General features: G+C 70.7%; 13 protein-coding genes. 10 read left to right on the top strand and 3 right to left on the bottom strand.

What is annotated here, in order from left to right:
• Positions 1–463 precede the first annotated feature (463 nt).
• The 9 genes from ACGF13_RS35840 to ACGF13_RS35800 all read left to right on the top strand — a co-directional run bounded on the left by ACGF13_RS35840 (position 464) and on the right by ACGF13_RS35800 (position 8394).
• On the top strand, positions 464–673 hold the full coding sequence (locus ACGF13_RS35840; protein WP_392883420.1) for a DUF397 domain-containing protein: 210 nt from the start codon (positions 464–466) through the stop codon (positions 671–673).
• Positions 674–929: 256 nt separating this feature from the next.
• Positions 930–3479, top strand: a complete 2550-nt coding sequence (locus tag ACGF13_RS35835) for a collagenase (RefSeq protein WP_392883418.1) — start codon at positions 930–932, stop codon at positions 3477–3479.
• 226 nt (positions 3480–3705) lie between these two features.
• A complete protein-coding gene (locus ACGF13_RS35830) occupies positions 3706–4149 on the top strand; it encodes a peptidase inhibitor family I36 protein (protein ID WP_392883417.1) in 444 nt (147 codons plus the stop codon).
• A gap of 45 nt (positions 4150–4194) precedes the next feature.
• Positions 4195–4632 carry a peptidase inhibitor family I36 protein gene (locus ACGF13_RS35825; protein WP_392883416.1) on the top strand — a complete coding sequence of 146 codons (438 nt, stop codon included), beginning with the start codon at positions 4195–4197 and terminating at the stop codon, positions 4630–4632.
• A gap of 55 nt (positions 4633–4687) precedes the next feature.
• A complete protein-coding gene (locus ACGF13_RS35820) occupies positions 4688–5119 on the top strand; it encodes a peptidase inhibitor family I36 protein (protein ID WP_392883414.1) in 432 nt (143 codons plus the stop codon).
• A gap of 294 nt (positions 5120–5413) precedes the next feature.
• Complete coding sequence (locus tag ACGF13_RS35815; RefSeq protein WP_392883412.1) at positions 5414–5857, top strand: peptidase inhibitor family I36 protein; 444 nt, start codon at positions 5414–5416, stop codon at positions 5855–5857.
• A 49-nt stretch (positions 5858–5906) separates the two neighbouring features.
• The gene (locus ACGF13_RS35810; RefSeq protein WP_392883411.1) at positions 5907–6347 is read left to right on the top strand and encodes a peptidase inhibitor family I36 protein; all 441 of its coding nucleotides are present in this window, start codon (positions 5907–5909) and stop codon (positions 6345–6347) included.
• A 44-nt stretch (positions 6348–6391) separates the two neighbouring features.
• On the top strand, positions 6392–6823 hold the full coding sequence (locus tag ACGF13_RS35805; protein ID WP_392883409.1) for a peptidase inhibitor family I36 protein: 432 nt from the start codon (positions 6392–6394) through the stop codon (positions 6821–6823).
• 527 nt (positions 6824–7350) lie between these two features.
• Positions 7351–8394, top strand: a complete 1044-nt coding sequence (locus ACGF13_RS35800) for a threonine/serine dehydratase (protein ID WP_392883408.1) — start codon at positions 7351–7353, stop codon at positions 8392–8394.
• A gap of 367 nt (positions 8395–8761) precedes the next feature.
• Here the strand turns inward: ACGF13_RS35800 and ACGF13_RS35795 are convergent, their stop codons facing one another.
• From ACGF13_RS35795 to ACGF13_RS35785, 3 genes are all read right to left on the bottom strand, one after another.
• Positions 8762–9508: a heparin lyase I family protein gene (locus ACGF13_RS35795; protein WP_392883406.1), complete on the bottom strand. Its 747-nt coding sequence runs from the start codon at positions 9506–9508 to the stop codon at positions 8762–8764.
• A gap of 143 nt (positions 9509–9651) precedes the next feature.
• Positions 9652–11046, bottom strand: coding sequence for a uracil-xanthine permease family protein (locus tag ACGF13_RS35790; RefSeq protein WP_392883405.1), 1395 nt, complete (start codon positions 11044–11046; stop codon positions 9652–9654).
• Between the two features lie 193 nt (positions 11047–11239).
• Positions 11240–12610 (bottom strand): helix-turn-helix domain-containing protein, encoded by a 1371-nt coding sequence (locus tag ACGF13_RS35785; RefSeq protein ID WP_392883403.1) that lies wholly within the window; start codon positions 12608–12610, stop codon positions 11240–11242.
• A gap of 184 nt (positions 12611–12794) precedes the next feature.
• On the opposite strand from ACGF13_RS35785, the gene ACGF13_RS35780 reads away from it, so the two are divergent.
• Positions 12795–13526 (top strand): DUF4232 domain-containing protein, encoded by a 732-nt coding sequence (locus ACGF13_RS35780; RefSeq protein ID WP_392883402.1) that lies wholly within the window; start codon positions 12795–12797, stop codon positions 13524–13526.
• Positions 13527–13667: the final 141 nt, after the last annotated feature.

Below are 13667 nucleotides of genomic sequence, written 5' to 3'. Positions count from 1 at the left end.
GCACCGGCCGCCGGGGCCGTCACCCCCACCAGGCCCGCGCCCGCCAGCGCGAGCGCCACCAAGCGCACGGCCGGGCGGCCGCGCCGGCGCCCCGTACGCCCGCGACCGCCCGGCCCCGTTCCGCCCCTGTGTTCCGCCATGCCCGTCCACCTTCCCGTGTCCATGCCGAAGGGCGCACGAATGCAACACCCTTGTGAATTACGGCAACTGACACGTTGACAGCTGGCGGGGTACCGGGTCGTCAGCCCACGGTCCAGACCGCCTCCGACCCTGGACCTACCTTCGAACGATAGGCCGCTCCCCCTCAGGGATGGGCCACCCCCCTAGGGTCGGTCAGGGGTGTCCCCGCCCGCAGGGGCCGTCAGCCGACCGGGGCTTTGCCCCGCAGCCGATCTGCCCTCAAGGGGTTCGGCGGGTCCCCAGCCGGGCGTTTTGCGTGTGTGGGCGAGGGCACGCAAACGCCATGAATCCTCTGGAAGTTGACCGGGCCGGCGCCGTGTGGCACAAGAGCTCGCACAGCAACAACGGTGGCAACTGCGTCGAGGTGGACGACGCGCACCCGGGCGTAGTCCGCGACTCCAAGGACCCGAACGGGCCGACCCTCGCCTTCCCCGCCTCGGCGTGGGCGTCCTTCGTCGCCGCCGTCCGCAGCGGCGAGTTCGGCGACGTCTGAACCCAGGCCCCGACGGAGGTTCCGGAGGGTGGCCCGGGAACGCCCGTTCCCGGGCCACCCTCCGTTCACGCAGCTCCGCTGCTTCTCCGTGGGCGCGAAACTGAGACACATGACATGTCACACCCCATTGATGGGAATGCTGCTCCTGTGAGACCGTGCGTCACGCACTCCGGATGCCTCCACACCTTCCCCCCTTCCGTGGTGCATTCATGTGCGTTTCCCCCACGAAGGAATGACGATGCGTCCCCTCTCACGCATGCCCAGACTGCTGGCCGCAGTCGCCGCGGCAAGCACCGTCCTGCTCGGCATAGCCGCCGGACCGAGCCAGGCGTCCCCCGCCCCGACCCCCTCCCCGGCCGTCCCCACCTCGGCCGCTTCGAGCCCGCACCAGACCCCGGGCGGGCCGTCGGCGGTGACGGGCAGCACCACCACGGACTCCGAGAGCCCCGCCGCGCCCCAGACCCGCCGGCTCACCGCCGCCGAGCTGCCGCCGGCCAGCCCGTTCGCCCAGTCGGACTCCACCGACACGGCCTCACCCGCGGCCGCGCCCCGCACCCTGGCGGCGGCCCCGGCCGCCGCCACGCCCTGCAACCCCTCCGACTTCAACGGCCGGACCGGCCAGGCCCTGGTCTCCGCCCTCACGGCCTCGACGCCCGAGTGCGTCGCCAAGCTCTTCTACACCGGCGGCAGCGCGAACGCCTCCGCGCTGTTCCGGCAGAGCCAGATGGCCACCGTCGCGGACGCCTTCCGCACCGCCGTCGCCACCTATCCGGGTGACAACTCCACCGGGGTCTGGCAGTTGGTCCTGTTCCTGCGGGCCGGCTACTACCTGCAGTCCAACGACCCGGCGCACGTGCCGCCGTTCGACGCCTCGCTGACTGCCGCCGTGACGCGCGGCATCGACGCCTTCGTGGCCGGCCCGCACTTCGCGGACACCACGGACGCCCACGCCAAGGTCGCGGCCGACGTCGTCATCCTCACCGACAGCGCCAACGTGCAGGGCCGCTACCTCGGCACCTACAAGCAGGTGCTGAACGGCTACAACAGCTCGTACGACACGTCCAGGGACCTGCTCAACCTGGTCAACAGCGCGTTCATGCCGCTGGACCGGGGCCACCAGAACCCCGACTTCGGCACCGCCGTCACCGCGGACCCGAGCATCATCGACACGCTCACCGCCTTCACCCGCAACCACCTCGACCTGCTCGGCACCGACCGCGGGTACCTGGAGGGCAACGCCGGCATCGAGCTGTCCCGCTTCATCGAGTACCCGGCCCTCCAGGCCAAGGTCCGGCCGCTGGTCAAGGGCCTGCTCGACGCCTCCTCGATGACCGGCCCGACCGCCCGGCTGTGGGTCGGCGCCGCCAACGTGGCCGACTTCTACGATCGGGGCCAGTGCTCCTACTACGGCATCTGCGACCTGAAGCAGCGCCTCACCACGGCCGTGCTGCCGATGCGGCAGACCTGCAACCCCACCCTCACCGTCCTGGCCCAGGACCTCACCGCGGCCGAACTCGCCGCCGTCTGCGCCAACCTCAAGGGCGAGGACGCGTACTTCCACAACCTGGTCCGCGACAACGGCCCCATCCCCGGCCAGTACGAGTCCTCCGTGCAGCTCGTGGTGTTCGCCAGCCAGGCCGACTATCAGACCTACGCCGGCGCGATGTACGGCGCCGCCACCAACAACGGCGGCATCACCCTGACCGGCGACCCGACCGACCCGGCCAACCAGCCGGTCTCGATCATGTACCGGCACCCGAACGACAACGGCTTCACCGCCCGGATCTGGAACCTCAACCACGAGTACGCCCACGTCCTGGACGCCCGCTACGACATGAAGGGCGGCTTCAACCAGCAGATCAGCGTCCCCGACCTGTGGTGGATCGAGGGCTTCGCCGAGTACGTCTCCTACACCTACCGCGGCGTCACCGACACCAACGCCGTCGCCCAGGCGCCCAAGCACACCTACGCGTTGAGCACCCTGTTCCAGAGCACGTACCTCAACAGCGACGTCGTCCGCACCTACCACTGGGGCTACCTGGCCAACCGCTACATGATGGAGCGGTTCCCCGGCGTCGTGCAGACGATGCTCCAGTTCTTCCGCACCGGCGACTACGCCCGCGGCTACGCCTACTACAACGGTATCGGCGCCGCCTACGACGCCGACTTCACCAACTGGCTCGGCACCTGCGCCACCGACACCTGCCTGGCCCCGGGCACCCCGAAGGCCGCCTTCGACACCGCGGTGCGGGACCTGAACGTCCAGCTGACCGACCGCTCCACCGAGACCGACGGCAAGGGCAGCATCACCACCCGGGCCTGGAACTTCGGCGACGGCACCACCTCCACGACGGCCTCCCCGACGAAGTCCTACCGCACGCCCGGCACCTACACCGTCACCCTGACCGTCACCGACAGCTACGGCAAGACCGCCACCGCGACCCAGACCGTCACCGTCACCGCCCCGGCCGCGCCCGCCGCCTGTGCCGGCAGCGACGCCCGGAAGATGGACTACAACTGCTTCCGCACCGACCGCGCCGCCGCGGCCGGAAGCCTGGACCAGATGTACATCTACATGCCGGCCGGCACCACCACCCTGACCGTCTCCACCGCCGGCGGCACCGGCACCGCCTACCTCTACTACAACGCCGACAGCTGGGCCTCCAACACCTCCTACACCGCCTCCTCCACCAACAGCGGCACCACCCAGACCATCACCGTCACCAACACCACGGGCGGCTACCGCTACCTCAGCCTCTACGGCAAGACCGCCTTCAGCGGCGTCACCGTCACCACCCGGTACTGACCGACGCGTTGGAACCCGGCGCCCCGGCCCCCGCATGCCACGGCATGCGGGGGCCGGCGCGTTCACCGGACTTCACCCCGGACCCGACTTAGGTCGTCGTCGCCGGTCGCACAGGCAGTCGGATGACTGATGCCTCCTCAGTGCCCCCGCCGCCACAGTGGTGTCGCTCCGCAAGCGAAGCGCCGGAGCACCCCCCTGGGCATGCAGAGATACAGAGGAGATCAGGATGAACCTGCGGCGAATGACGACGAGGCTCGCGGTGGGTGCCGCCACGGTGGCCGGGGTGCTCGCCGCCACGACGACGAGCGCGAGCGCCGACGTCCTCACCACGATCCAGACCGGCGCCGGCAAGTGCCCCGCCAACTGGGTGTGCCTGTGGAGCGACAACAACTTCATCGTGGGGAACCCGAAGGGCGGCCTCGACTACGGGGCCATCGGTGCGAACCAGAACATCCCGGACATCGCGTACATCCAGTTCCTGCCGAACGAGCATCGCTGGAAGGGAATGGTGGACGATGCCTCCTCGGTCGTGAACAACACCGGGAGCAGCATCTGCTTCTACGAGCACAACAACTACGGCGGCCTGGAGTTCAAGATCGGCCCCCACGAGCAGTGGGCCTCGGTCCCGTCGTGGATCAACGACAAGATCAGCTCCTTCAAGTTCTGCTGACCTGTCCCGTCCCCTCCGCCTGATACCCGAACGGAACCGATCGTCATGAAGCTCTCCAGGAACCTGTCCAAGCTCGGCCTGGTCGCCGCCGCCACTGCCGGTCTGATCGTGACCACCGCGACCTCCGCGAGCGCCACCAACGTCTACAACATGGGCCACGGGGCCGGCTCGTGCCCCAGCGGCTACATCTGCCTGTGGTCGGAGGCCAACTTCATCCAGGGCTCGTTCTACAACGACCTCAAGTTCGGTGCCTTCGCGGCAGACCAGAACACCGGCGACATGGGCAAGCTCCAGAAGGTCGCCAGCACCGACAAGGGCATGCAGGACATCACCTCCTCGGTGCTGAACAACACCAGGAGCAACGTCTGCTTCTACGAGCACAACTGGTACGGCGGCCTGGAGTTCAAGATCGGCCCCGGGGAGCACTGGCCCTCCCTCCCGTCGTGGATCAACGACAAGATCAGCTCCTTCAAGTTCTGCTGATCCTTCCCCCTTCCCTTCCCTTCCCTCTCCTCTCCTTGACCCTGAACGGATCGTCATGAAGCTCTCCAAGAACCTGACCAGGCTCGGCCTGGCCGCCGCCACCGCCGTCGGGCTGGTCGTGACCGTGGCGGGATCCGCCAGCGCCAACACGATCCTCGGCGTCGGCCAGGGCGCAGGGGCGTGCCCCGCCAACTACGTCTGCCTGTGGTCCGAGAACGGTTTCGTCGGCAAGATCGGTTCCAACAAGATCGGGGCGATCGCCTCGGACCAGAACATCGGCGACATGGGCAAGCTGCAGAAGAACGACGCCTTCTGGGACGGGATGCAGGACATCACGTCGTCCGTGGTGAACAACACGGGGAGCCACGTCTGCTTCTACGAGCACAACTGGTACGGCGGCGCGGAGTTCAAGATCGGCCCCCACGAGCAGTGGCCCTCGGTCCCGTCGTGGATCAACGACAAGATCAGCTCCTTCAAGTACTGCTGACCTGACCCGACCCGCCACCCGCACGTACCCGAAGCGCAGGCCCGGACCGCACTCCCCGCGGTCCGGGCCTGCGGCGTCTCCGTCCACGCCCACCGTCGCGCGACCGTGCCGGGATACCTATGGCGGCGCCGCCGGCCGGCCGAGTAGGTCATCGACTAGGTCAACGACCCGGCTCCCACATGTGGTCGGATGACCGATGCCTCCCCCCTGCCCTCGCCGCCACAGTGGTGGTGTTGCTCCGCGAGCGAAGCGCCGGAGCGCCCCCAGGAATGCAGAGAGCAGAGGAGATCATTCATGAACCTGCGGAAGACGGCGATGCGGCTCGCGGTGGGTGCCGCCACGGTGGCCGGCGTGCTCGCCGCCACGACGACGAGTGCGAGCGCCGACGTCCTCACCTCGATCCAGACCGGCCCCGGCAAGTGCCCCGCCAACTGGGTGTGCCTGTGGAGCGAGAACAACTTCATCGCGGGGAACCCGAAGGGCGGCGTCGACTACGGGGCCGTGGGCGCGAACCAGAACATCCCGGACATGGCGAACTTCAAGTACGAGAGCACGCTCTGGCGCTGGAAGGGCATGACGGACGAGACCTCCTCGGTCGTGAACAACACCGGGAGCCACATCTGCTTCTACGAGCACAACAACTACGGCGGCGCGGAGTTCAAGATCGGCCCCCGCGAGCAGTGGGCCTCCGTCCCGTCGTGGATCAACGACAGGATCAGCTCCTTCAGGTTCTGCTGACCCCCTTCTCCCTTCACCCTTCCCTCTTCCTCGACCTGAACGGATCGTCATGAAGCTCTCCAGGAACCTGGCCAAGCTCGGCCTGGCCACCGCCGCCGCCGTCGGCCTGCTCGTGACCGGGGCCACCTCCGCGAGCGCCACCAACGTCTACGACATGGGCCACGGGGCCGGCTCGTGCCCCAGCGGCTACGTCTGCCTGTGGTCGGAGGGCAACTTCATCCAGGGCGGGACCGTCAACGGCGCGAAGTTCGGCGCCTTCGCGTCGAACCAGAACACCGGCGACATGGGCAAGCTCCAGGGGAGGGACGGCGGCGGGGACAAGGGCATGCAGGACACCGCCTCCTCGATCGTGAACAACACCGGAAGCCACATCTGCTTCTACGAGCACAACTGGTACGGCGGCGCGGAGTTCAAGATCGGCCCCTGGGAGCAGTGGCCCGGCATCCCGGCGTGGATCAACGACAAGATCAGCTCCTTCAAGTTCTGCTGACCTCCCTTCCTCCCTTCCCCTTTCCTCGACCTGAACGGATCGTCATGAAGCTCTCCAAGAACCTGGCCAGGCTGGGCCTGGCCGCCGCCACCGCCGTCGGGCTGGTCGTGACCGTGGCGGGCTCCGCCAGCGCCAACGTGATCCCCGTCGGGCAGGGCGCCGGAGCCTGCCCCACCAACTACGTCTGCCTGTGGTCCGAGAACGGTTACGTGGGCAACACGGGCCCCACCGGCAAGTTCGCGGCGATCGGCTCGGACCAGAACATCGGCGACCTGGGCAAGCTGGAGCACACCTCCCCCGGGGACAGGGGCATGCAGGACATCACGTCCTCCGTGATCAACAACACGGGGAGCCACATCTGCTTCTACGAGCACAACTGGTACGGCGGCGCGGAGTTCAAGATCGGCCCCTGGGAGCGGTGGCCCTCCGTCCCCTCCTGGATCAACGACAAGATCAGCTCCTTCAAGTACTGCTGACCCGACCTGACCCGACCGGCCACCGCAGCCACCTGAAGCGCAGGCCCGGACCGCACCCCCGCGGTCCGGGCCTGCTGCGTCTCCCTCCGCGCACGCCGTCGCGCGGCCGTGCCGGGATACCCATGCCGGCGCCGCCGCGTGCCGGCAGGGCAGCGAGGTGCTGCGGGTGGACAACGGCCGGGCGGCCGTGGATCAGCTCCGGCCACGCGGCTCAGCGTACCGTCACGGTAGGCTCATGCATCCTTACGGAGGCGACATGCCCCGCACCCCGGCACTCGACCCGCTGCCCACCGCCGACTACGACCCCGCCCGGGTGCCCACCCCGATCGTCCGGTTCGGCCCGGCCCTGAACGACTACCGCGACCAGGACGGCCGACTCGATTCCGGCCGGTACCGGTGTGACGCGGAGGCCGCTCGGGCGGCCTGGCAGCGGGCCGGGATGCGCCCGGACCCGATCGCTATCTCGCCGGCCCGCCTCGGCTCCGCCTGGGGAGCCGCCGTCACCAACTCATCGCAGGAGCAACGAAGTGCACCAGCTCACGTACGGCGACATCAAGGCCGCCACCGACCGCATCGCCGGACGCATCCGTCCCGTCACCCTGTCCCCGGTCGACCCGGGCGCGATCCGCACCGCCCACCGCGACCCGGTGGATGACCGGGAGGTCATCCCGTGCGAGGTGTGGCTGGCCATGGAGTTCATGCAGCACACCGGCTCGTTCAAGGCCCGTGGTGCGCAGAACTTCATCCAGGCCCACCGCGACGCCAACACCCTGCCCGAGGCCGGGGTGACCATCGCCTCGGGCGGCAACGCCGGGCTGGCCTGTGCGTGGGCCGCCCAGCAGCAGGGCGTGCGGGCCACCGTGTTCCTCCCCGAGACGGCACCGCAGGTGAAGGTGGCCAAGCTCCGCGGCTACGACGCCGAGGTCCGTCTGGTCGGCGCGGAGTACGCCGAGGCCCTCGCGGCCTGCGAGGAGTTCGCCGCCGCCACCGGCGCGCTCGCCTCGCACGCCTACGACCACCCGCTGATCGCCGCCGGGGCGGGCACCCTGCTGGAGGAGATCCACCAGCAGATCCCCGGCCTGGACACCGTCGTGGTCGCCGTCGGAGGCGGCGGCCTGTTCGCCGGTGTCGCGACGGCCGCCCAGTACCACGGCATCCGCACCGTGGCGGTCGAGCCGGAGAACTGCCGCGCGCTGAACGCCGCGATCGAGGCCGGCCGCCTGGTCGACGTCCCGGTCGACTCGATCGCCGCCGACTCCCTCGGCGCCCGCCGCACCTCCGCCACGGCCCTGCATGCCGCCCGGCAGGACGGCGTCCACTCCGTCCTCGTCCCGGACACGGGGATCGTCCGTGCCCGCCAGGCACTGTGGGACCACCGGCGGATCGCGGTAGAGCACGGTGCGGCCACCGCCCTGGCAGGCCTGCTCGCCACCGACCGGCACACGGCCGACCGGGACCTGCCGACCCGGCCCGCCACGGCGAGCCGCAGCTACCGGCCCGCCAGCGGCGAGAAGGTGTGCGTGGTGCTCTGCGGCGCGAACACCGACGCCGCCACGCTCATGCAGCCCTGAGCACAGACCGGCGGCCCGAAGGGGGCAGCTGGGGCGAAGACCGCCCGGCTGCCCCCTTCGCCATGCCCGCCCGAGGCTCCCGGCAGCCGTTACGGGCGACGTCGCCGACCGGCGACCAGGTCAACGACTCGGTTCCCACATGTGGTCGGATGACGCGGAGTTCAAGATCGGCCCCCACGAGCAGTGGGCCTCCGTACCGTCGTGGATCGACGACAGGATCAGCTCCTTCAAGTACTGCTGACCGCCGGCTCGCCGCAGGCTGTCCGGTTACCGCCGTCCGCGCCCGGCCGGCCGGCGCGCGGGTGAACCGACAGGCCCGGACCGCACGTTGTGGCGGTCCGGGCCTGTGGCTGAACTCGGCGAGGCGTCACGAGCCGGCGGTGGCGGCCTCCAGGGTCGTCGCCATCACCGGGCTGGTGAAGGTGTTCGTGGCGTCGCCCGTGGCGGGGTGGTAGGAGCCCCACTTGAGGTAGTTGCGGTCGCCGTCCCAGGTGGTGCCCTTGAAGGTGCCGGAGCCGGTGGTGAAGGTCTGCTTCACACCGTCGAACCAGAAGTCGATGGTGCCGTCCGTGCGGCCCAGGTGGATCTTCAGCGCGTACGAGTGCCAGGTGTTGTTGGCCGTCTGCGCGGTCCACAGCGAGTGCGCCACGTGGGCGGTGTCCCACTCCTGGAGACGGACGCGGCCGTTGACGATGTCGATCTCGATCGGGTGGTTGGCCGTGTCGGTGCTCGGCGAGCACTTCAGCTGGAAGACGTACCGGCTCTCGGTGTCCTTGATGTCCACCTTGGACGACCAGCCCAGGTAGAAGGTGTCGCCCTCCTTCAGATCGGGGCTGAGCGTCTCGCAGCGCTCCTCCCCGGCGGCCTGGAAGGCCCGCCACACGTTGCCCTTGGTCGCGTCCTTGACGACGCCGAAGTTTCCGGCCGCGCACTGGACGGCCTTGAACGAGGACGGGCCGGTGCTGGTGCTCGGCGTCCACAGGACCTGGCCGGCCGCGCTGGAGGGCGTCACCCCGGCGCAGGTGATCGCGAGGGTGCCGAGGGCGACGGCCGCGGTGGCGGCCTTGCGGCGGTGGTTCAGGCGGTGGTTCAGGCGGTGGTTCAGAAGGGACACGTCTCTCCAAGGTGGATGAGTGGCCGGTGCGGACGGGCAGTGATTCGACCACCGGGCCGGGCCGTCCGGCCAGACGAAACGGCCGGCGGAAGGTCCTTTTCGGACACTTCCGCCGGCCGTCGCGCCGTGCTCCCTGCTCCCGGTTACGCGCCCGCGCCGGGTCGCGTCTGCTCGTCGTACGAGGAGGTGCCCTCGTCCAGCAGCGGCTCCTGCGTCTTGAGGTGCGCCGGGGCCAGTGCCCGCAGCACGTGGTAGCCGGTGATGACGACCAGCGTGCCGAGCGCGATGCCGCTGAGGCTGAAGGTGTCGGTGAACTTCAGCGTCACGTTGCCGATGCCGATGATGATGCCCGCCGCGGCCGGCACCAGGTTCAGCGGGTTGCGTAGGTCCACCTGGGCCCTGGTCCAGATCTGCGCGCCGAGCAGGCCGATCATGCCGTACAGGATGACGGTGATGCCGCCGAGCACCCCGCCCGGGATCGCGGCCACGATGGCGCCGAACTTCGGGCACAGGCCGAACAGCAGCGCGAAGCCGGCCGCGCACCAGTAGGCGGCGGTGGAGTAGACCCGGGTGGCGGCCATGACGCCGATGTTCTCCGAGTACGTGGTGTTCGGCGGGCCGCCGACCGCGGTGGAGAGCATGGAGCCGATGCCGTCCGCGGAGATCGCGGTGCCCAGCTTGTCGTCCAGGTTCGTGCCGGTCATCTCGCCGACCGCCTTGACGTGCCCGGCGTTCTCCGCGACCAGCGCGATCACCACGGGCAGCGCCACCAGGATCGCCGACCACTGGAAGGACGGGCCGTGGAAGGTCGGCAGGCCGATCCAGTCCGCCTTGCCGACGCCCGACAGGTCCAGACGCCAGTGGTCGGTCATCTGCCCGGCGCCGTTCACCGAGTGGATCTTCCCGAAGACCTGGTCGAACAGCCAGGAGATCCCGTAGCCGAACAGCAGCCCCAGGAAGATCGCCACCCGCGACCAGAAACCGCGCAGGCACACCACGGCCAGACCGGTGAACAGCATCACCAGCAGCGCCGTCCACTGGTCCTGCGGCCAGTACACCGAGGCGGTCACCGGGGCGAGGTTGAAGCCGATCAGCATGACCACCGCGCCGGTGACGATCGGCGGCATCGCGGCATGGATGATGCGCGCCCCGAACTTCTGGACCGCCACACCCACCAGGAACAGCGCCACGCCCACCACGAACACCGCGCCGGTCACCGTCGCGCTGGTGCCGCCCTGCGCCCGGATCACCGCGGCCACGCCCACGAAGGACAGCGAGCAGCCCAGGTAGCTGGGCACCCGGCCCTTGGTGGCCAGCAGGAAGATCACGGTCGCCACGCCGGACATCATGATCGCGAGGTTCGGGTCGAGCCCCATCAGCACGGGCGCCACGAAGCTCGCCCCGAACATCGCCACCACGTGCTGGGCGCCGAGCCCTACCGTGCGGGGCCAGGAGAGCCGTTCGTCGGGACGGACCACCGCCCCCGGTGCGGGCGTGCGCCCGTCACCGTGCAGCTTCCAGCGCACGCCGAGATCCATGGTGAGGTTTCGCTTTCTCTGTACTTCCGGGGAACTGTCCGCACCATTGTCGTGGCCGCCGGGTGTCCCGGCGATCACACGCACCCGCGTGAGCTGCGGAGACGTGTGGGTGAGGCCTGACGGGCCCGGTGCTCCGGGGGATCTTACGGCCACCGACCGCGCGCCACGGATCCGGCCGGGGGCGTACGGGGTGTCACCCCTGCGGGTCCACCGCCGCCCGTTCCCACTCGCTGCTGCCCGGCGGGTACTTGTAGGCCGGCCGCCCGACACCCGCGCTGGTGCGGAACGGCGCGCTGCCCGCGCCGACGCGCAGCGTGCCCCGGCGCCCGCCACTGGACCAGTCCAGGGTCAGCTCCCAGCGCACGTCGTGCGCCCGGGTGTGCGCCGTGACGTAGAAGACCTCCGGGTCGGACTCGCTGACCTTGCGCGGGAAGGAACGCTGCCCGCCCCGGGCGGTGACCGTCGGGCTGCCGCTGTCCAGGTCGACGTCGAAGGACGCGCTCTCCACGTCGCCGCCGCAGCCGTCCCCCATCGCGTAGTCGTTCCAGGCGAGCGGCGCCCCCTTGGTGACGACCCGTACGTGCAGCGCCTCCAGGACCACCGTGTCCTTCCCCGTGCCCTGGACGGTCAGCGCGACCCGCTGCTCCCCGGAGGCGACCGCGCCGTACGCCGCCGCCCAGCGCGGCGCGTCCGGCTCGTTCGCGGGCGGGCCGACCTGCTGGGGCGGGCTGTTGACGAGGAAGTGCTGGTAGCAGGGGTTGTCGTAGACGTAGGGGCGGGTCGCGACCCTCAGCGGGTCGGCGGTGGCGGTGGCGGTGGCGGTGGCGGTGGGCGTGGGGGAGGGGGAGGCGCCGGTGCCCGCCGGGGTGTCGGCGGCACCGGGGGCGCTCGGGGCGGGGGAAGCAGGGGAGGCGGGGGGCTCGCCGCTCCCGGCGCTCGGGGGAGGGGCAGGGGTTTCCGCCGTGGAGGGCCCGGCGGTCTCCGGCTGCGCGGTGCCGGTGGTGGCGCCGACGGTGTCCGCCGCCGTGGCGGCGGCCGCGGCCGGCCGCTGGTCGCCGGCCCCGTTCCCGCCGCCGTCCCCGTCGCCGCCGAAGGGCGCCAGGCTGAGCGCCACCGCCCCCAGCACGGCCGCCGTCGCCACGGCGGCCACCAGCGCCCCGCGCCGGCCCCGCCTCGGCGCCGGCTCCTCGGGCGGCGTCACGTCGACGGCCGCCGGCTCCTCCTGCGCGACCGGTAGCGCGTCCGGTACGGGCACAGGCGCGGGCACGGCCACCGCACCCGCCTCCGGCCGGCCCGCCCGGCGGGTGCCGTCCGCCAGGATCCAGCGCCGGTGCAGCTCCGTCAGCTCCTGCGGCGTCGCCCGGCACGCCCGCGCCAGGCGGTCCAGCGGCGCGAACTCGGTGGGCACCACGGTGCCGATGCAGTAGCGGTGCAGCGTCGAGGTGCTCAGGTGCAGGCGCTTGGCCAGCGCCCCGTAACTGAGCCCCGAACGCTCCTTCAGCTCCCCCAGCAGTGCCGCGAGATCCTCCGCCGCCGAGCTCCCCGTCGTCTGCGACTGTTCCATCGCACTTCCCTCCCCACGTCTCATCCACGCGTTCCAGGGCTCCGGCATTCCCCCAGCTCAGAGCCCGTCCCAGTGTCCCACCGTCCCTGATCGGCCGTAGACCGTAGCGCCCGGGACGGGTCACCGCGCAAGCTCCGGTCATCCAAGCAGCAGACCGACCCGAGCACCGAAGGGGACACGGCACATGTCCGGCATCCGCACCTCCCGCACCCGTTTCCTGACCGCCGCCGCGGGAGTCGCGATCGCCGCGCTCTCGCTGAGCGCCTGCAACGACGACGCGGCGGACGCGGGCGGCAAGGGGGCCGCCGCGAACTCCCCGGCACCCGCCGCGACCGCACCCACCGCGACCGCCCCGGCCGCCTCCACTGCCGCTCCCGCCGCACCCGCCCCCGCCCAGACCGGCGCCCCCGCCGCGACCGGCGCCCCCGCCAAGCCCTCCGCGAAGGCCCCCACCGCGGCCCCAAAGCCCCCGGCCGCCGCGGACAGCAAGGCCGTCACCTGCGAGGGTTCCGTCACCAGGACCGTCGCGGCTCCGCTGACCCGCCCGGTCAACCACCTTCTGCTGACCGTCACCAACACCGGCAGCGCCCCCTGCCACCTCTACGGCTACCCGGCGGTGCGCTTCGGCGAGGCCCAGTCGGTGCCGCCGGTCATCGAGGACTCCAAGCCGCAGGCCGTCGTCACGCTCAAGCCGGGCGAGTCCGGCTACGCCTCGGTGAACCTGTCCGCCGCCGACGGCAGCGGCGGCCATGGCCACACCGAGACCACCCTGGCCGTCTACTTCTCCGGCCCCTCCGGCAACGAGAGCGTCGGCGCCGGAAGCAACCCCGCGCTGCCCGCCAAGGGTTTCTACATCGACGACTCGCTCAAGGTCACCTACTGGCAGCAGTCCATGGACGACGCCGTCACCTGGTAGTTCCCGGACGCGGGGGGGGGCCGCCCCGGGCCCCCCCCCCCCGGGGGCGGGGGGGGGCGCACCCCCCGCCCCCCCCCCCCGGGCCCCCAAATATTTTTTATATAAAAAAAATTGTTGTTGGGGGTGTTGAGTGGGCATGGG

The sequence above is a fragment of the Kitasatospora sp. NPDC048286 genome (assembly GCF_043201735.1).
In the GTDB taxonomy this organism is placed as follows: domain Bacteria; phylum Actinomycetota; class Actinomycetes; order Streptomycetales; family Streptomycetaceae; genus Kitasatospora.
This window is presented reverse-complemented; position numbering and strand designations above follow the sequence as displayed.